Annotated in this window: 15 protein-coding genes; 6 read left to right on the top strand and 9 right to left on the bottom strand. The window is 43.9% G+C overall.

Features of this window, described 5'->3' with window-relative positions; translation table 11 throughout:
* Window positions 1-35: 35 nt before the first annotated feature.
* On the bottom strand, window positions 36-458 hold the full coding sequence (locus ACI882_RS04545; protein WP_411742901.1) for an OsmC family protein: 423 nt from the start codon (window positions 456-458) through the stop codon (window positions 36-38).
* Window positions 459-749: 291 nt separating this feature from the next.
* Here ACI882_RS04545 and crp point away from each other — a divergent pair, with 291 nt between their 5' ends.
* From crp to ACI882_RS04515, 6 genes are all read left to right on the top strand, one after another.
* Window positions 750-1400 (top strand): cAMP-activated global transcriptional regulator CRP, encoded by a 651-nt coding sequence (crp, locus tag ACI882_RS04540; protein ID WP_411742900.1) that lies wholly within the window; start codon window positions 750-752, stop codon window positions 1398-1400.
* Between the two features lie 146 nt (window positions 1401-1546).
* Window positions 1547-2938: an oxygen-independent coproporphyrinogen III oxidase gene (gene hemN, locus ACI882_RS04535; RefSeq protein WP_411742899.1), complete on the top strand. Its 1392-nt coding sequence runs from the start codon at window positions 1547-1549 to the stop codon at window positions 2936-2938.
* A 156-nt stretch (window positions 2939-3094) separates the two neighbouring features.
* Window positions 3095-4354 carry an amino-acid N-acetyltransferase gene (gene argA / locus ACI882_RS04530; protein ID WP_411742898.1) on the top strand — a complete coding sequence of 420 codons (1260 nt, stop codon included), beginning with the start codon at window positions 3095-3097 and terminating at the stop codon, window positions 4352-4354.
* A 54-nt stretch (window positions 4355-4408) separates the two neighbouring features.
* On the top strand, window positions 4409-5230 hold the full coding sequence (pyrF, locus tag ACI882_RS04525; RefSeq protein WP_411742897.1) for an orotidine-5'-phosphate decarboxylase: 822 nt from the start codon (window positions 4409-4411) through the stop codon (window positions 5228-5230).
* Between the two features lie 4 nt (window positions 5231-5234).
* Window positions 5235-7586 (top strand): penicillin-binding protein 1C, encoded by a 2352-nt coding sequence (gene pbpC, locus ACI882_RS04520; RefSeq protein ID WP_411746239.1) that lies wholly within the window; start codon window positions 5235-5237, stop codon window positions 7584-7586.
* Between the two features lie 87 nt (window positions 7587-7673).
* Window positions 7674-12536, top strand: coding sequence for an alpha-2-macroglobulin family protein (locus tag ACI882_RS04515; protein ID WP_411744688.1), 4863 nt, complete (start codon window positions 7674-7676; stop codon window positions 12534-12536).
* Window positions 12537-12639: 103 nt separating this feature from the next.
* Here the strand turns inward: ACI882_RS04515 and lipA are convergent, their stop codons facing one another.
* The 8 genes from lipA to mrdA all read right to left on the bottom strand — a co-directional run bounded on the left by lipA (window position 12640) and on the right by mrdA (window position 20638).
* Window positions 12640-13614: a lipoyl synthase gene (gene lipA / locus ACI882_RS04510; RefSeq protein ID WP_411744689.1), complete on the bottom strand. Its 975-nt coding sequence runs from the start codon at window positions 13612-13614 to the stop codon at window positions 12640-12642.
* The gene (gene lipB / locus ACI882_RS04505; protein ID WP_411744690.1) at window positions 13611-14249 is read right to left on the bottom strand and encodes a lipoyl(octanoyl) transferase LipB; all 639 of its coding nucleotides are present in this window, start codon (window positions 14247-14249) and stop codon (window positions 13611-13613) included. The genes lipA and lipB overlap by 4 nt, the downstream gene beginning before the upstream one ends.
* A gap of 2 nt (window positions 14250-14251) precedes the next feature.
* Window positions 14252-14539 carry a YbeD family protein gene (locus ACI882_RS04500; RefSeq protein ID WP_411744691.1) on the bottom strand — a complete coding sequence of 96 codons (288 nt, stop codon included), beginning with the start codon at window positions 14537-14539 and terminating at the stop codon, window positions 14252-14254.
* 4 nt (window positions 14540-14543) lie between these two features.
* Window positions 14544-15716 carry a D-alanyl-D-alanine carboxypeptidase family protein gene (locus ACI882_RS04495; RefSeq protein WP_411744692.1) on the bottom strand — a complete coding sequence of 391 codons (1173 nt, stop codon included), beginning with the start codon at window positions 15714-15716 and terminating at the stop codon, window positions 14544-14546.
* Between the two features lie 142 nt (window positions 15717-15858).
* A complete protein-coding gene (locus tag ACI882_RS04490; protein ID WP_411744693.1) occupies window positions 15859-16650 on the bottom strand; it encodes a septal ring lytic transglycosylase RlpA family protein in 792 nt (263 codons plus the stop codon).
* 12 nt (window positions 16651-16662) lie between these two features.
* The gene (gene mltB / locus ACI882_RS04485; protein ID WP_411744694.1) at window positions 16663-17667 is read right to left on the bottom strand and encodes a lytic murein transglycosylase B; all 1005 of its coding nucleotides are present in this window, start codon (window positions 17665-17667) and stop codon (window positions 16663-16665) included.
* Between the two features lie 54 nt (window positions 17668-17721).
* On the bottom strand, window positions 17722-18852 hold the full coding sequence (gene rodA / locus ACI882_RS04480; protein WP_411744695.1) for a rod shape-determining protein RodA: 1131 nt from the start codon (window positions 18850-18852) through the stop codon (window positions 17722-17724).
* Complete coding sequence (gene mrdA, locus ACI882_RS04475) at window positions 18842-20638, bottom strand: penicillin-binding protein 2 (protein WP_411744696.1); 1797 nt, start codon at window positions 20636-20638, stop codon at window positions 18842-18844. The genes rodA and mrdA overlap by 11 nt, the downstream gene beginning before the upstream one ends.
* Window positions 20639-20685 lie beyond the last annotated feature (47 nt).

Genomic DNA, 20685 nt, shown 5'->3' with positions numbered 1-20685 from the left:
CCGCATTAAATCCAACTTTAAGCTAAATTCAGTTGTTATGCCAATTCAATAATCGTATGACTGTGACTTATCTCAACGCCGCCACGTTCCAACATAATGGATGCACTGCAATACTTTTCAGCCGATAGTTTTACCGCTCGCTCAACTTGAACAGGCTTAAGGTTGTGACCAGAAACGGTGAAATGTAGATGTATCTTGGTAAAGACGGCTGGCACCGTTTCGGCTCGCTCTGCTTGTAATTCGGTTTTACAGTCGATTACGTCTTGGCGACTTTTCTTTAAAATATTAACCACGTCATAAGAGGAGCAGCCACCTAAGCCACAAAGAATCATCTCCATTGGACTTGGGCCCTTAGCGTTGTCGCCATCTTTGGCTGCGCCATCTAGAAATCCCTCGAAGCCGCTATTCGTCGTATACGAAAAGGCTTTGTCTCCGGCCCAATTAAGTTCTGCTTTCATGATTGCTCCTAAGAAAATTAATAACAGCCGTTTACTTGACGTAAATCTAGAGTCGCTCGGCTTTTTCACTGTATTAAAACATGCATTTATGTTAAACCTAACTACACTTGTATCTACTGGGTTTTTACGAACTTTCACTAAAAACGGGAAGTGCGTCAAACATCCAGTGATTGGGCATGGTCAGACTCTTTATTATGCCGCATAATGCTTTGAAATAACCGTTTTAGCACAAATCAGTCTTAATACATTAGTTTTATGGCTTGCTAATTAAAGAATTGGAATTCATTACGAATGGTCACTAATACTCTCGAACATAAACATTTAGATTATTTCTTATCTCAGTGTCACCGTCGTCGTTACCCATCTAAGACTACCTTGATTTACGCTGGCGATAAAAGCGATTCTCTTTACTATATTATTAAAGGGACTGTTTCCGTCATTATTGAAGAAGATGATGGTCGCGAAATGATCATGGCTTATCTGAATGCGGGGGATTTCTTTGGTGAGATGGGCCTCTTTGACTCAATGAATTCACGCTCTGCTTGGGTTAAAACCAAGACAGAATGCGAAGTTGCAGAAATATCTTATTCTAAATTCCGAGAAATCACCCATAACGATGGCCGAATGCTGTACTTTATTGGTGAACAAATGGCGACTCGCCTTCGAAACACCACTCGTAAGGTAGGCGATTTAGCCTTTTTAGACGTTACTGGTCGTGTAGCTCGCACCCTACTTGATCTCTGTAAACAGCCAGATGCGATGACTCACCCAGACGGCATGCAAATTAAGATCACGCGACAAGAAATTGGTCGTATTGTTGGCTGCTCACGTGAAATGGTTGGTCGAGTATTAAAGGGCTTAGAAGAGCAAGGTTTAGTCTCGGTTAAAGGTAAAACCATGGTCGTCTACGGGTCCCGCGAATTCTTTACCGACGGAAACTAAGCCGTTTTACTCCTTTGTAGGTAGCTAAGCCATTTAGCTACCACCTTTCTTTGCTTACCTTATATTGCATTGACCTGAATCAACCTCAAAAACAAAGCCTTCGTTAAAGTCCCTTAACATTAAAGCAGTGATACTGGAGACAACTGATGACACAACCAAATCAATGGTATGTGCCTTGGGATGAAGAGTTAATTCGCAAATACGATATAAACGCCCCCCGCTATACCTCATACCCAACGGCTGTACAATTTACTACATTGCAACCCATTGAGGTCGAAGGGCATTTAAGCCAGCAAATTACCAATGTCTCTGCGTTATCACTTTATATTCATATTCCGTTTTGTGAGCACATTTGTTTTTACTGCGCATGTAATAAAATCGCCACCAAAGATCGCGAGCGCCCTGATAAATACCTAGATATGCTTGAACGCGAGATGGCTATTCAAGCCCATAATTTCGGCCAAAGACCCATCACCCAGTTACATTTGGGTGGTGGAACACCAACTTTTTTAACCATTGCTCAAATGACTCGCCTACTCGATTTGATTTCAATCTATTTTGAGTGGGACCCTGAAGTACATCCGGGGGAATTTTCTATTGAGCTCGATCCTCGTGAAACCAGTGATGACATGCTGCTATTATTACGTAGTCGTGGCTTTAACCGAGTGAGCTTTGGCGTTCAAGATTTTAACCATGACACGCAAGTTGCAATTAACCGAGTACAGTCTTTTGAATTGGTTGAAGAAAAAGTAAATAGAGCTCGTGAACTTGGCTATACCTCAATTAACTTTGACTTAATTTGTGGACTGCCAAAACAAACATCAGCTAGCTTTATAGAATCATGGAAAAAAACTCTGCAGCTCAGCCCTGACCGCATTAGTCTCTATAACTATGCACACTTACCAGAGCGTTTTAAGCCACAACGTCGGATTGATCCAAAAACCGTTCCCATCGCAGATGAAAAACTCACTATTTTACGTGATAGCATCGAACTATTACAAAAAGAAGGCTACATTTACATCGGCATGGATCATTTTGCTAAACCAACCGATGAGCTCAGTAAGGCACTAGAAGCAGGCACTTTACAGCGTAATTTCCAAGGTTATTCCACTCATGCCGAAACCGATATGCTCGCATTAGGGGTCTCTGGTATTAGCCAAATTAATGGAGCTTACTTGCAGAACCATCACGAAGTCGCCCCATACGAAGCCCTCATTGAGAAAAAGCAACTCGCCATTAAACGCGGTATTTTCTTAAACGATGATGATAAAATTCGCCAATGGGTCATTGGCCAACTGGCATGCCAAGGCCGCTTGTCTTTAACGGAGTTATCAGAAAAATTTAATATTAACGCAGTTGAATATTTCGATGCAGAATGGCAACGCATGATCGAACTATCAAAAGATGACCTCGTTACCATTAATGAAGATGTAGTCACCGTTCGTCCGCTTGGGCGATTATTATTACGTCCTATTTTATTAGCCTTTGATGCTTACTTTAACGAGCAAACGTCCCAGCGTTTTTCTAAAGTTTTGTAATCATCCTTACCTTTTATCGTTTAAGCGTAGCTCCGTGTTACTAATTAAACGGTAAAGGGTAATAAAACCCTCCCGATTCCACAAAAAACCTCGCATTTGTTTCTACCTTTTAATACAGTCGTCATTGTTTCTATTATTGAACTTAAAGAGTATTAAATGGACTTCGTCACCAGCTTCAGACTCAGCGCACCTTATATCCATGCTTATCGCGGTAAGACCACTGTACTGTGGCTGCGCAGCAAGGTGTTAGATCAAGCTCGGTTGGCGGCGATTGTTAGTGATATGGCGCTTCTAAACAGTTTAGGCTTACGCCTAGTGGTCTTGTTTGATGCCCATCAGGAACAGTCGAATCCATCGCCTAATGTTCAAATAGACCCTGACGAAATGCGTAATATTACCGCTGAAATTGGCCAGCGTCGTTACACCATGGAAGCCATGTTCAGCCAAGGCTTGACCAACTCGCCCATGCACGGTGCTAATGTCAAAGTTGTTAGCGGTAATTTTATTTCTGCACGTCCAGCCGGTGTCGTCGATGGTATCGACTTAATGGCACAAGGCCGAGTTCGTCGTATTAATCATTTAGCCATTCGAGAGCACTTAGACAACCAGACCTTGGTGTTAATTCCCCCTATTGGATATAGTATTACAGGCGATGTTTTATTTTTATCACCTGAGTCATTGGTCGTCGATGTCGCCCAGCAACTCAATGCCGACAAAGTCGTTATCGTTGGCGATAATACCCATGACTTAACCGATGGACAAAAAGAAATCAGCATCGAGGCATTAGAAGAAGCCACCAGTAAGCTCGACCCTAACAGCAGAGGCGTATTGGAATTACAAGTTGCGCTTAAAGCCAGTCAAGCAGGAATTCCTCGCTGTCACCTTATCGACGGTAATGAAGATGGCGCTATACTTAGTGAGTTATTTACCCGTGACGGCGTGGGCACCTTAATTGCTCGTGACCATTACGACACGTTCCGTAAAGCACGCATTACCGACGTATCTGGCATCTCTGCGTTATTAAAGCCACTCGAAGACAAACAGATTTTGATCAAACGCGATCAAGAAAAAATAGAAAGCGATATTGAGCATTACTTAGTCAACGAACGTGATGGAATGATCATTGGCTGTGCTGCGTTTTTCCCGCTTTCCGACAATATTGCTGAAGTAGCGAGCATTGCCGTGCATCCCGACTACCAAAAAGGCGGTAGAGGGGACGCGCTTCTCAAAGCGGCAGAACGTGAAGCCAGAAAAGCAAAAATAGCTCAGATTTTTGTACTCACAACACAAACAGAACATTGGTTCTTAGAGCGAGGCTTTCGCTCAGCAACGGTTGCTGAATTACCTGAAAACAAACAACGTTTGTACAATATTCAGCGCAATTCAAAGGTCTACTTAAAATCGTTGACCAGTTGACAATATTGGCCTACAGCCCCATCATGCTGGGCGAATTTACGTTGGAGCTCTCATTTGAATTTTATCGATTCTATACGCCTACGTTGGCAGTCAGGCACCCAAGTTTGTGTCGGACTCGATCCTTTTATTGATCGCTTTCCAACATCATTCTCAGGTCAGCCTGACGCGATTTTCGAATTCAACAAAGCTATTATTGACGCCACAGCATCCTTTGCCTGTTGTTTCAAACCGCAGTTTGCTCACTACGCCGCAGAAGCAGCCGAGCAACAACTAAAACAAACGATAAACTACATTAAACAACAACACCCGAATGTCCCAGTGATTCTCGATTCTAAGCGTGGCGATATTGGCAGTACTGCGACCATGTACGCACGCGAAGCCTTTGAGCACTATGCAGCCGATGCCGTCACCGTAAACCCTTATATGGGCAGCGATACCGTATTGCCATTTGCTCAATACCAAGACCGAGGTGTTATTGTACTTTGCCGAACTTCAAACCCATCTGCGGGGGAGTTCCAAAACCAATTAATCGATGGCGAACCTCTGTTCATACATGTTGCACGAAAAGCCCAGCAGCTCTGGAATGAACATGGCAACATCAGCTTAGTCGTTGGCGCGACTGCAGCAGAAGAAATGGCGAGCATAAGAGCCGCCGCTCCTGACCTGCCGTTTTTAGTCCCCGGTATTGGTGCTCAAGGGGGTGATTTAGAGTCGACCGTTCAAAACGGTAGCTTTGCCAATGGCCAAGGTTTGATGATTAATTCTTCTCGACATATTTTATATGCATCACAAGCTGACAACTTTGCTGAAGCAGCTGCGCAAGAAGCAAAAACACTGCGTGACCGCATTAATCAAGTGAGCCTCAAGACTGTCTGATGTCGTGAATGAAGAAAAAAATAACCAAGCCACTGTGAGTATTCTTAAATTTTGGCAGCGTATCTTTCGCCGCCATCCACTATTGCTTGGTTTTATTTCTTTCTTGTTTACTATCGTGATTGGCTTTTTAATCACAGATACCATCGCACCTGTCCATTTACAACCAAAGCATGTTAGCCAAATAATTTTAGCTGACAACGGCACGCCATTGCGAGCCTTCCCAGATGCCTCTGGCGTTTGGCGCTACCCTGTCACAGTCAATGAGGTATCGCCGCTCTACATTGAAGCGCTGCTAAATTATGAAGACAGGTATTTCTATCATCACCCTGGTATCAACCCAGTTGCGCTCACGCGTGCGCTTTGGCAATGGCTAGCCAATGGTCGCATCGTCTCCGGTGGTTCAACGCTTACAATGCAAGTCGCGCGGATTCAATACCCAGAAAAACGCACACTTATTGGTAAATTCAAAGAAGTGGTTCGTGCACTGCAATTAGAATTGCATTTCAGCAAAGATGAAATCCTGACCTTCTATTTAAATCACGCGCCTTTCGGTGGCACCATCGAAGGGGTGCATGCGGCGTCGTTGTCTTATTTTGGCTACGATGCAAAAAGCCTAACCCATGCTCAGGCAGCTTTGTTAGCCGTTTTACCTCAAGCGCCATCACGCTACCGCCCAGATCGACATCCAGAAGCCGCAACCTTAGCGCGCGATAAACTGCTAGATAGACTGGAAACATTAGGCGTTTGGACAGCTGATACTGTACTTGATGCAAAAATGGAAACGATTCAGGCTGTTAATATCGAGCGCTATCAAAATGCGCCTATTCTAGCTCGGCGGTTAACATTAAATTCCGAGCAGCCGTTAATCAAAACCCATATTGATTTGAGCTGGCAAAGCGTCGCGCAGCAAAGGCTGTATGACTACGTACAAGGTATTGATGATGCAGCTTCAGCCGCCACACTCATCATGGATAACAAAACAGGTGCGGTAAAAGTTTACGTCGGCAGTGCTGATTTTAGTAACCCGCTGCGTGACGGCTATGTCGATATGGTTCAAGCCATTCGCTCACCTGGCTCGACACTCAAGCCATTTATTTATGGTCTAGCCATTGACCAAGGGCTCATCCACAGCCATAGCTTATTGATGGATGTTCCGTTGCAGTTTGCCGATTACCAGCCACAAAATTTTAACGGTGGATTTCGTGGTCCGGTCACCGTTGCCTTAGCCTTGCAGAAAAGCCTGAATATTCCAGTCGTTCAAGTACTTGAAAGGCTGGGTCCCGCTTACCTCTACTTAGCTCTACAACAATCAGGCGCCAACTTACAATTACCGACTGCCGAGCCACCTACTTTATCTATAGGTTTAGGTGGCTTAGGTACTAACTTGGAATCACTGGTTAGTCTTTATTCTGCGTTAGGCAATGATGGTGTTGCCGTAACGCCTGTTTATATTGATTCAGATCGCTCTGCAGCCTCAAGTCGCTTACTCAGCCCAGGTGCAGCATGGACGATCCGGAAAATACTTCTGACCGCAGACAACGCGCCAAAAGGCCTTGCCATCAAAACAGGAACCAGCTACGGTAATCGAGACTCTTGGGCCATAGGGGTTTCTGAACAATACACCCTAGGGGTTTGGGTCGGACGTCCAGATGGCCAACCCATCGCTGCCCATCACGGTCGTCAAACGGCGGTGCCGTTATTAATGCAACTAGCGAGTATGCTGCCTAGAACTTCGTTAACACCGCGTAAACCGGACTCGGTAAAAGAAGTTGAAATCTGTTGGCCAAGTGGTCGAGTCAAAACTGACTTACCTTGCGATGTTCAGCACTCTGCTTGGATAGTCAATGCAACCATTCCTCATACATGGATGACGACCCGTAAAGAAGACCAAGCCTTTAATGCCTCAGAACAAACCATTCGGGTTGCCATTGACTCTGGCCTTAGCGTACCTTTTGGTTGTGAAGTTCAAAGCGTTGATAAAGCGGTGTCATTATGGCCTTCTCAGCTACAGCCTTGGTTGCCGCCTGCTTTCCAATCTACGACAAAAATCCCAGCGTTTGACTCTCGTTGTCCGAATCAACTTATGGATGTTAACCGCTTACCATTAAGGCTCTCGGGCATTGAAGAGGGTGATGCCTTGATGATTTCAAGCCAAACTAAAAAAGCCGTCAAGGTTTTTGCCCAAGGCGGTCAAACACCGTACAATTGGTACCTAAATGGACAACTAGCCAACAACTCGGCGAGTTCGTTTACCTTTATTGCCCAAGCTCAAAATCAATATGAACTGATCGTGACTGACCGTAATGGACTTATGGCAAGGCGCACCCTAGACGTTTTTTCGCAAGCGTCGCCTTGAGGTTAATAATTCCGCTAAGGTCATAGAAAATTTATATTATACGGCTAAACTAACAGCCAGTTTTATAACGTTTAAAAGGAAACCACCATGTTGAAAAGGACTGCGCTGGCAGTTGTTACGCTCGTCGGCTTAATAATGGCAAGTTCGAGCTTTGCTGACTTTTATGCTTCAAAGGTTGCTGAGTCGAGTTATGACAATGCACCCGCCCTAATTATTCGTTTTACCGAAGCGGTCAATGAGTCAGTTGATTTAGCCAACTTCGTCAAGGTCATTCCTGAACTTGAGAACGGCAGCAATTGGTTAACCTTAGATGAAGGCTACAGCTGGACTTTACCCTTCGTTGAGCCTAATACAAAATATCGCGTCATTATTGATGACCGTGTTACCTCAAAAAACGGCAACCTATTTGATGTTAGAGACCTAACAATAGGCAATGTAAAGCTCCGCTCTAACAACTGGACAGTCAACACAAAGCAACTTATACCGTCCGCTTCTTTTGCGCAGTCAGGTCAGTACCTATCTGGCAAACAGCAAAATGAAATCCCCATCACTGCGGTCAACATGAATGCCGTTGAACTCGATGTTTTCCGAGTCCGCGATGAGCAACGTGACAAATTTTTAGCAGATACATTTTACAATGGCCGTATTTATTACGATGATTTAACTCGGTTAAATAGCTGGGCAGAGCTGGTGCACACAGCGCATTATGACTTTGATCTTCAAAAGCATACCCGCACGACACTTAACTTAGACCTAAGCCCTGCTCTAAACAAACATAGCGATGGCATCTACGTTGCGGTACTGCGTAAGCCAGGACAATACGATTATCAACACGACACGTTATTTTTCACCCGTTCTGATATCGGTTTACACGCGAGATTCTACAAAGATGAAATACAGGTCTTAAGTCATAACTTAACAACGGGTAAACCAACAAAAGATGTCGAGCTAACCTATTACTGGCGTGGCAATGGCAACAATACTCAGCAACATCAAAATGGTTTTACAGATGTATCAGGCGAACATCGCCTTAATTCGAACATGAAACCAAATCTAATTGTTGCCCAGTACAATGACCAAGTGAGCTTTATTCGAACCGAAAGCAATCAACTCGATTTATCTTCTTATGGCAACAGCCCTACACGCCATCAAGAACTGCAACCATTCATCTACGGCCCTAGAGACTTATATCGCCCAGGTGAAACCGTCGAGATCAACATGATCTTAAAAAACTATGACGGCATCACCACCAAAACTCCCCCTATGCCGGCTGCCTTGTATGACTCTCGTGGTTCAAAAGTTAAGAACTTCACTTGGCGCGCAAACAATGACGGCCATTATTTATTTGAATTCGAATTAGGTGACAGTGCCCCGACGGGTGATTGGTCATTTGTGTTACCGAACAGCCAATTGTATCAAGGCGATTACACTTTCAAAGTTGAAGAGTTTTTGCCTGAACGTCTTGCTCTTGAGTTTTATGATGGCGAATATGAAAAATATCGTTATCTTGAGCCAGATACAGCAACGGTGCCTATCCAAGCCGATTACCTATACGGCGCACCTGCTGATGGCAATCGAGCCAATGGTATTGTCACCGTTACCGCGGCCACTAATTTATTTGAGCAATGGCAAGACTACAGCTTTAGTGACCCGACTAAATCAATACAGCGTCAAACTCAACAACTTGGTGATATCAATCTCGATAAGCTTGGTTATGGTGAACTTGAAATTCCAGACTTATGGTCTGAGCTAGGCATTCCATTGAATTACCGCGTAACAGCTAGTGTGTTTGAGCAAGGCGGCCGCCCTATTACGCGCAGCCAATCTGTCATTCAATTACCCAATACGAATGCGCAGTACGTGGGTGTTAAACGGGCATTCAAAGAACGACCTAAAGCAGATCAAAAAGCTAAATTTAATCTGATCAGCGTTGATAGCGATGGCATAGCACAAGAAGATCAAGTTTCGATTTCGTTGGTGCGTAAATCGCGTGATTATTATTGGTTCTATGACAATGACAACGGTTGGAATTGGCGCTACAACGCCGATGTCTATGTTGCATTCTCGCAAAAGTTGACTATTCCAACAAACGGTATTGATATCGAATTGCCATTGCAATGGGGTGATTATGAGCTCGAAGTTACTTCAGCTTCAGGCATGAAGACCGTTCACCCTTTTAGAACTCAATACAGCTGGCAAAACTCTGGTACGGCTTCTATGCGTCCAGAAGTGATTGATATTGTTTTAGACCAAGATCACTACGAACCGGGCTCTACCGCTAAAATCCAATTTAACAGCGCAACCGCTGGCCAAGCTACGCTGCAAGTTGAAAACACCAATGGCATTGCTCATTCTCATAAGTTCACAGCCAACCAAGGTCTTAACCACATTGAACTAAATGTGGATCCTAACTGGGATCGACACGACTATTATGTATCGATCATGGTGATTTCTCCCGCCGACCAAGTCGATGAAGTGGCGCCTCAACGTGCGTTAGGTATTAGCCATTTACCCGTACAACGTAGCAATAGCGTATTTGATGTTTCCATCAATGCCGCTGAGAAAATTGAGCCTAATAAAATCGCGCGTGCAGAGTTAATCGTCAATAATGTTAGCGTGGCCGAAGGGCAAAAAGTTTGGGCGACTATGGCGCTAGTTGATTTAGGTGTTCTGAACATCACCCGATTTAAGCGACCAGAGCCTGAGTCATTTTTCTATTCAGCCAAACGTTTTGAAACTCAGTATTATGATATGTACGGTAACATCATCAATAACTTGGGTTATAAAACTTACGCACAAAGCTTTGGCGGCGGTTTTGATGATACCGATGATCAACTCAGTCGAGGTGGTGATAAACCTAAGACTGACGTACAAATTATTTCTTACTTCTCTAAGCCTGTTGAAGTGATCAATGGCAAAGCGGAGTTTGAATTTGATATCCCTGCATTCAACGGTCGCGTCAAATGGATGGCCGTCGTTTGGTCAGATGAAACCGTAGGCAGTGCAGAACAAGAAACTACTATTGCCGATAAACTCGTCACTCAATTATCCATGCCTCGATTCTTAGCCATGGGTGATTCTTCTGAACTCACATTAGACGTGCATAATTTATCGGGCAGCGAACAACAGCTAGACATCAACATTCATGTCACTGGCTCGGTTACCGCGAACGATTTCCATTTAACTCAATCATTCGACGATAAACAGAAACATAGCCTGCGAGTTCCTATCCAAGCGGTAGATTATAACGGTGTTGGTACCATTGCTATCGACATCAGCAACGGTGACGATATTCATACCACGAGGCAATGGACTATTGGCACGCGCGCACCTTATCCAATTCAGACCAACATTGTTCGTGAAGTTATCGACGCTCAACAATCATGGGCACCCAATATTGATATTTCTAATTTAATAGAAACAACTGTTTCCGCTCAGGTCACCTTATCTGATAGGCCAGCCATCAACTTTAGCAGTCATCTAGAGTACTTGTTAAGCTACCCTTATGGCTGCTTAGAGCAAACCACCAGTTCAACTTACCCGTGGATTTTGATTGATCAAGCCGCCTTTGACGCGCTTAATTTAGAAGCCGCTTTTAACACTCGTTTTAAAGAGCCTTTTTCTGAATCATTCCGCTTAGCACAAATTAAAAAAGGTGTTGATCAGATATTGACGAAGCAAAAAAATGATGGCGGTTTTGGCTATTGGAATAACAGCTCTCAAACTTCTATGTGGGGTTCGGTTTATGCAACCGAGTTGTTAGTCGATGCTCGTAATATTGGCTACAGTGTTGATACAGATAGAATCAACAATGCCCTTAAGTACTTAACTAAAATGCTCAAGGGCAACACCAATGATGACATTTGGTCAGACGATGCCAACTACTATCAGATAGCGTATCGGTCTTATGCCGCGATGGTATTAGCCAAAGCAAACCAAGCCAACTTAAGTGATGTTCGTCGCCTCTACGGCACGCTGCAAAGCGAAAAAGTAACTCAGTCGAGCTTACCTTGGATGCATTTAGCCGTCGCCTTAAAACTACTAGGAGATGATCAGCGTGCTGATGAAGCTGCCTTAGAGTCTTTGTCTCAGTCGCGAACTGGACAATTTTACTATGCAGATTATGGATCACCCGTGCGCGATACAGCTTTAACGTTAGCATTGGCTATGGAGCACGGCTTCGACTATGGCAACCAACCTTCTCAACTGGAAACAGCACTACAAACTCGACGCTGGTTCAGCACTCAAGAGCGAATAGCCTTGGCGAAAGTGGGTAAGTTTTATGCGGAATCTGGTGCAACTTGGCAGGCGTCGTTGGTCACCACTGATTTTAATCAGGCCATCAACCAAACAACCCCATTCAACACCTTAATCAACGGTACTCAGCTCAACTCGATTACGTCTATTGATGCCAAGGATAAAAAGGTTTACGCCAACATTGCTTGGAATGGCGTATCGGCAGAAGCCCCAGAAACGGCCTCAGCAGGCATGAGAATCAATAGAAATTTCTATGACCTAAATGGCAATCGAGTCGACTTTACTGATCCAGTGACCTCGGGCGATTTATTCATTGCCAAGATCACTTTACGCAGCGAAGAACTGCGTTACCCAGAAGCACTGTTGGTAGACTTGTTACCGGCTGGTTTTGAACTTGAAAACCAAAACCTACTCAATGCATCGGTTAATTTAGATGAAATAGAAATCGACGGCGACAACGTCGGGAACTACTTCCGCAGTTATCAAGTTGTTTATGAAGAGTATAGAGATGACCGCTACGTGGCTGGTGTGAACTTATCTACTTGGACAGACACCAAGCTGTTTTATTTAGTTAGAGCCGTTACGCCTGGCACCTATAGCTTTCCGAACAGCATGGTTGAAGACATGTACCGCCCAGAGTACTTTGCGATCAGCACAACGCCTGCAATATTAACCGTTGTGCCAGCTCTATAAACTTACTGGATCAGACCTTATCTATTGATAAGGTCTATACAACAAAAAAACCGCGTATATTCTACGCGGTTTTTTGTTTAATTCAGTCAAGCAACTGCATTAACTACCCTACTTGTTCGCCTTTAGCTTGCAAGTCAGCATGATAACTTGAACGAACCAGCGGCCCAGAGGCAACGTTTTCGAACCCAAGTTCCATACCAAATACTTCAAGCTCTTTAAACTCATCAGGATGAACAAAACGCTCTAACGCCAAGTGGTGCTTCGAAGGCTGCAAATATTGACCTATAGTAACCATATCGACTTTGTGTGCGTATAAATCACGCATCACATCTTTAACTTCTTCGATGGTTTCACCTACGCCGACCATTAAGCCAGATTTGGTTTTGATCTCAGGCTTGCGCTCTTTCATTGCTTTTAGCAGGTCAAGCGAATGTTGATAATCGGCGCCAGGACGTACTTTTTTATATAATGACGGTACGGTTTCTAAATTATGGTTAAAAACATCGGGTGAATCAGTCTCCATAATATCAACGGCAACTTCTAATCGGCCGCGGAAATCTGGCACCAAAGTTTCAATGACAATACCTGGAGAATGTTTACGTACAGCCGCGACACAATCGGCAATGTGTTGAGCGCCACCATCACGCAAATCATCGCGGTCTACAGAAGTAATAACGACATACTTTAAGCCCATTTCGCCAATGGCTTTAGCGAGTTCTTCAGGCTCTTTCTCATTAAGTGCATTTGGACGTCCATGTGCAACATCACAAAACGGACAACGGCGCGTGCAAATATCGCCCATGATCATAAACGTTGCGGTACCGTGGCTGAAACACTCACCAAGGTTTGGGCAATTCGCCTCTTCGCAAACCGAATGAAGGCTATGATCACGTAGTTTTTTCTTAATGTTGGCAACTTCAGGAGATGCCGGAATGCGAACTCGAATCCACTCTGGCTTTTTCAACATTTTTTCAGTAGGGATAATTTTAATCGGAATACGATCTGTTTTATCCGCGCCACGTAATTTAACGCCTTGCTGCTTTTTAGGCTTTGCCGGTTTTGATGCTGTATCAGTCATTGAGTATCCCACTTTGGTTGCATGGCAAGTACCTGGCAAAATTCATCGACCCATTGTTGTTTAATAAGAGCCATGTCAGGGGTTGCTGTAAATTCATTAAGTTGCGTCATTTCTAGTCCTGCGTAACCACAAGGGTTAATGCGTAGAAATGGCTCTAGATCCATATTGATATTGAGTGCCAGCCCGTGAAAACTTTTACCCTTTTTAATTCTTAAGCCAAGTGAGCATATTTTCCGCTCTTCCACATAAACACCAGGAGCATCGGCTTTCGGTGCTGACTTAACATCATAGTGAGCAAGTGTATTAACAATACTCGCCTCTAGCGCACTAACCAGCTTACGAACGTCAGAGCCAATTCGAGTCATATCTAACAGCACATAGGCAACTAATTGTCCTGGTCCGTGATAAGTCACTTGACCACCCCGATCGACTTTTACGATAGGGATATCTCCCGGGTTCAGTATATGCTCTGCTTTGCCCGCTTGGCCCTGAGTGAAAACAGGTTCATGCTCGAGCAACCAAATTTCATCAACTGTTGTTTCATCGCGCTCTAACGTGAAGTTTTGCATCTGCTGCCAGGTTTCAAGATATGAAACCTGGCCTAAATCTCGAATAATTACCGGTAACTCACTCACCGTTAAAGAACCATTTTTACCATAGAGTTGTTTTTTAGCTCTTCAAATAGGCTGGCAAGATCGGCTTCTTTTTCTATATGCATTCTAACGGTCAGACTCACGAAACGTCCGTTTTTACTAGGTTGCTCGGTAAAAGAACTCGGCGTTACTCGACTATCAAATTTCGTAAGCACACTGGCAACAAAACCTCGGTACAGTGGCGTTTCATCGCCGACGACCTTAATCATGTAATCGGCACAGGGAAATACTATCTTTGGTGCTTTATCGCTGTTGATATCAGTTACTTGCATTGTTTCAACCTGAAAATATGTTTGAGAAAAATAGTAATATTAGATCCCAAATACGAGCAAAGAAGCCCGCTTGCTTTATCTCTGTTAAGGCAACAACTTTGTGACGAGAAACCTCTTTACCGCCTACCGACACAATCATTTCACCCATGACTTGACCTTTTTCAATGGGGGCTTTGATCACAGATTCAATGTTAATCTCTGTTTTTAATGTCTCTTCTGCACCACGAGCGATGGTCAGCTTTAAATCATCGGCAAGACCCATAGAAATTTCTTTTTCTGCGCCACCCCAAATTCGAGAGGTATAGAGTGTTTCGCCTGCCTCATGAACATCGACAGTGCGGAAAAAGCGGAAACCATAAGTCAGTAACTTTTGTGTTTCTTGCGCCCGAGAGTCTTCTGAGCGCGCGCCCATGACCACACTAATTAAGCGCATCCCATCTCGCTTAGCTGATGCCGCCAAGCAATAGCCAGCTGCATCTGTATGGCCTGTTTTCAACCCATCAACATCAGGATTAGTGCCTAACAACCGATTACGGTTTGGCTGGGGTGCGACTGGGCCATATTTAAAACTGCGTTCAGAATACAGAGGATAGAATTCGGCGTTATCGTAAATAATGGCTCGTGATAACTGCGCTAAGTCATAGGCGGTAGAATGGTGCGGCATACCATCTTTTGGCGGCAAACCAGATGAGTTTGCAAATATGGTATTTTGCATCCCCAATTTCTGCGCATATTTGTTCATTAATTGAACAAACAGATCTTCAGTACCGGCTACATGCTCTGCCATAGCGACAGATGCATCATTACCAGATGGAATAATAATTCCGCGCAACAAGTCTTCTAAACTGACAAGCTTACCTTCTTGAATAAACATTCGAGAGCCTGGCATACGCCATGCTTTTTCACTGACCAGAGTTTCATCTGTCAGCGACATACGACCTTCAATAATTTCACGTTCAGCGATATAACTCGTCATTAGCTTAGTTAAGCTCGCTGGCGGCAACTGCTCATGTTCGTTCACTGCAACCAAAATTTGCTTAGTTTCAGCATCCATCAAAATATAGGATGTAGCAGCCAACTGAGGGGCAGCGGGAATTAGGGGTTCAGCGATAACCATAGATAATACTGAACACAAACCCACTAGACCAATACGCTTCATTCGAAGATGAAAACTCACAAATACTCCTTAACTTCACCAATTAAAAAACGAAGCTAATAATGCCTTCGCTTGAATACAAAAATCGCAGCTATTGTAGCAGCGATATTAAATTTTACACCCTACCAGTGGTAGGGATATGACTGACTGTCTTATGCTATTTTTAAGGCTTGGCAACTAATAATGGTTTACCGAACTCTTGCCCCGTATATTTTTGCTGCAAGGTGATCGCTTGGTCATATTTTACCGGCCCAATACGAACACGATAATAGGCATCTTTGTATACCCCTACCTTTTCATTCACTTCAGATTTAAGCCGTTGCTGTAAATTTTGAGCAGAATCTTTCGAGCTAAAAGCACCCACTTGCACGAAATAGACAGATTGATCGAGAGACTCACCTTCTAAAACCTCAACCTTCACTCGAGCAGTACCCTTATCGACATAGCCTAATTTTACTGCTCCAGCGTAAGAGAGATCGATAACACGTCCACCGTGGAAAGGTCCACGGTCATTCACTCGAACATCAATAGAAATGCCGTTATCTAAATTCGTAACTCGCACCCAGGTAGGTAAAGGTAAGGTTTTGTGTGCCGCACTAATTTTATACATATCGAAGGTTTCACCATTCGACGTGCTGTGTCCGTGGAATTTTTGCCCATACCAAGAAGCTAAGCCTTCTTCTTCAAAGCCAACCGAACTGGCCATAATACTATATTGCTTACCGTTTACCGTATAAGGGCTTTTATTACCGTGTCTGCTAAGGGGTTCTTTACGTGGCGTCGTCGTATTAATATCACTTGCGGCCATTGGACTATCGGGGCCTTTGTCTTGTTTTAGACTATAACGGCCTGCATTGCTGACCTCGCTCATAGCATCATGAGACACATACTGACTAGAACACCCCACCAAAAACAGCGTGGCGACAAACATTGAAAACGGGAGGAACCTATTCACACTCACCTCAATTTACTCACTAGTTGATATTGCGTCGGCCAATTGAACCACCGCCATTGTATAAGAAAACGAACGATTATAACGCGATACCACCCAAAAGTTTTTATAGCCTAGCCAATATTCTGGGCCATCGACACCTTCGAGGCGCACAGGAAAAACTAAATCATCATCTTTGCCTCTGAATTTTGGCGTCCACCCTTGCGCTTCAAGCTGCTTGAGTGTTCTGTCGCGGTCAAAGTTATTCAACTTAATCTGATCCGACTCCTGGGCTGAAATGACCGCTGTATAGATGGCTCCATTGCGTTGCCAGCCATTTTCTTTTAAGTAGTTGGCGACTGAACCAATGGAATCAATAACATCATTCCAAATATCAATATCACCATCGCCATCATGGTCTACCGCATAGGCGACGTAGCTAGTTGGCATAAATTGAGGATAGCCCATGGCACCCGCGTAAGAGCCTTTGGTTTCTAACGGGTCCATTTTTTGATCACGCATAATCAACAAATAGCGAATCCACTCTCGCTGAAAATAATCTGCCCGACGGCCTTCCGTCACGGCTAAACTACCGAGGGAGTCAAAGGTTCGGTATCGACCACGAGATTCGCCATATCGCGTTTCAATACCAATGATGGCCGTTATAATACTACTGGGAACACCATATTTTTCTTCGGCACTCTTAAGGTCGCTCTGATATTTTTTAGCAAATGCTTGACCATTGCGAACCATTTCTTTGGTTACAAACATCGGCTTGTATTGCGTATAGCTTTTTTGCTTCTCAGCAGGTGCAGATAGATTTGTCACAGAAGCCTGTCGATACTTGCCTTCACTCATCCAGCGTTCGACTTCGCTACGCTCAAAGCCATGCTCATCGACTAAGATATCGGAAATTATTTCAGTACGTGGAAAGCCATTAAAGTTTTCTGCATGCGCCACACTAATGACAAAAACTAATCCTAAAAACACTGTTTTCATTGTTAAAATACCCTGATACAAAATAAATATTACAATGACCATACCATAGCCCCTGTATTACTGAATGGCGATAATCTTTACCGTTACTAAAAACAACTATTTATGGTGATGCGTGCTAATTGACATCAAAATTCCAAAACTCGCCAACAAGGTCACAATTGAGGTTCCGCCGTAACTCACCAGCGGCAGTGGTACACCCACTACCGGCAATAGACCACTTACCATACCAATATTGACGAAGATGTAGATAAAAAATGTTAATGACAGAGAGCCCGCTAACAAACGTGAAAAGTTATCTCTAGCATTCATTGAGATCACCATACAGCGAAAAATGATAAAGGCATAAACTAGCATCAACACTAAAACACCTATAAAACCAAACTCTTCACTTAATACCGCAATTATAAAATCTGTGTGACTCTCAGGTAAAAAATCTAACTGCGACTGGGTGCCTGACAAAAAACCTTTACCTTGCAGGCCACCCGATCCTATCGCTGTTTTAGACTGAATGATATTCCACCCTGCTCCGAGTGGATCGGACTCTGGGTTTAAGAAAGTGAGCACTCGTTGCTTTTGATAGTCTCGCATAACGAATAGCCACATTGCAGGTAGAGATCCTAATGCGAGCACACCCGCACCGGCTATAATTTTCCAGCTCAAGCCCGCTAAAAAAATCACAAAAACGCCCGAAGCCGCTATGAGTAAGGAGGTGCCCAAGTCAGGCTGTTTTAATATCAGCAATACAGGTAAAAAGAGAATAATGGCCGAACCAAGAATATGTTTAAACTTAGGCGGGACGCCATAACGAGAAATGTACCAAGACATAATAATTGGCACAGCTAGTTTCATCAACTCTGACGGTTGAAATCGAAACAGCCCCGGAATTTCAAGCCAACGCTGAGCACCTTTTGCACCTGCGCCCATCACCAATACGGCTACCAGTAATCCCAAACCAAAAACGAATGCAACGCCACCCCATTGCTGAAAAAACCTTGGGTCAAATTGGGCAATAATGACCATCCCAGTAACGCCAACAAGCAATCGCACACCCTGTCGAATCACCGCACCCATATCGCCACCTGATGCGCTATACAGTATGAACAAGCCAAGAAAAGATAAAACACTTAGGCCTAGCAGTAACATAGGGTCGATATGCATCCGATACCAAAACGACGCTTTTCTTGAGAAAGTTTTATCTGCATCATGCCTAACAAAATCATTGAGCATTAGGTTTCTCTCTTAAAAGATATTCATCCATGAGCTGCCTAACCATCGGCGCTGCAACCGAACTACCGCCACCGCCGTTTTCGACGACGACCGCAATAGCAATTTTTGGATCTTCAACGGGCGCAAAGGCAATGAATAATGCGTGATCTTTCAAGTGGTCCGGCACATCGCCCAATGCTTCGCCATTTTCATCGCGCTGAATTTGTGCGAGCTGAGCGGTTCCTGACTTGCCAGCTATGTTATAAGCCGATTGGTAGCCCGCACGCCTTGCCGTACCTTTGGTACCGTACATAACTTCCATCATAGCTTTATTCATTTTATCCCAATGTGCTTCATCGTTAAGTGTAATATCAGGTAATGCCTGTTCAGGTAACTCCATTAATGATTCATTGTTACTGTGTAGAATTAATCGTGGAAGTGTCCACTTCCCCTTTTCGGCAAGAACCGCTGTTGCAATAGCGAGTTGCATCGGGGTTGCTAGCATATAGCCCTGACCAATACCTAAGTTAACCGTATCCCCGGCATACCATGAAAAACGATGTCGATCTTTTTTCCAGTCTCGAGTTGGATTAATCCCTGTAAACGGGTTATACACATCCCAACTTGTTTCCTGACCGAAGCCAAACTTTGCCAACATATCGTGAATTGGCTCAAGTGTGAGTCGATAGGCAATATCATAAAAATAAGTATCAACAGATTCTGCAATAGCATCCTCCATATCCACTAAACCATGACCGCCGGTTTTCCAATCTCGATACAATCGTTCATCATTTGGCAGCTGAAAAGAGCCGGTAGATTTATACTTGGTGTTCCAGTTAATAACACCTTCGTTAACCGCGGCTAGGCCAATAAAAGGCTTAAGCGTAGACGCAGGCGGGTATTGACCTCGAATGGTGCGATTCAAAAACGGCTTATCAGGTGAATCACGCAATTCGTTATATAGGGCAGTTGGGAAGCCAGTCACATATAAGTTCGGATCATAGCTAGGTCGACTCACCATCGCTAAAATTCCGCCAGTCTCTGGCTCGATGGCAACAATGGCACCTTTCTTCCCCTCTAACAGCTCATAAGCATAACGCTGCAATTCACTGTCTAAATGCAAATGAATATTTGCCCCGGGCACTGGCGCTTTCTTTTCGATGATATTAATTATACGACCACGTGCGTTGGTTTCTACGCGTTGATAGCCAGCCTGACCTAATAACTCAGCCTCATATTCTCGTTCAACGCCCTGCTTACCAATAAAACGAATACCCGCATAAGCACCTGAATCTAAATTTTCGAGTTCGTCGGTATTTATTCGTCCAACAAAGCCAATGACATGAGCAAACGCCTCAGATTCAGGATACTGTCGGATTAATTCAGCTTCGACCTGCACGCCTTCTAAGAAAAAACGCTCTGCCGCTAAAACCGCTATTTCATGCTCAGTGAGTTTTATCTTTAATGGTACAGGGTCGAATGGTCTGCGTTGCTGGGTTAAGCGTTGATAAAACCGCAAAACTTGATCGTCTGTGAGATTAACCAGTGTCTTCAGCTTATCAATAAGCTCATCAACATCATCTGTTCGTTCGATTACAATGCTTAAAGTATGACTGGGTAAATTTTTAGCGAGCAACTCACCATTTCGGTCATAAATTAGCCCTCTAATGGGTGCAATAGGTAAAACCTCTAAGCGGTTTCTATCAGAAAGCGAGTCATACTTTTCATGATCTAATATTTGTAAGTAAAAAAAACGTGATAGCAATAAGAGCAACACGAATGAAACAATAAAGAAGGCGAAATTCATCCGCCCCCTAAACAAACGTTGCTCGACTTCTTTATTATTTAACGAAG

Origin of the sequence: Reinekea sp., assembly GCF_046710285.1 — a bacterium.
Classification (GTDB): Bacteria; Pseudomonadota; Gammaproteobacteria; order Pseudomonadales; family Natronospirillaceae; genus Reinekea.
Note: the sequence above shows the minus strand (reverse complement) of the source record. Positions and strands in the feature narration are given on the sequence as shown.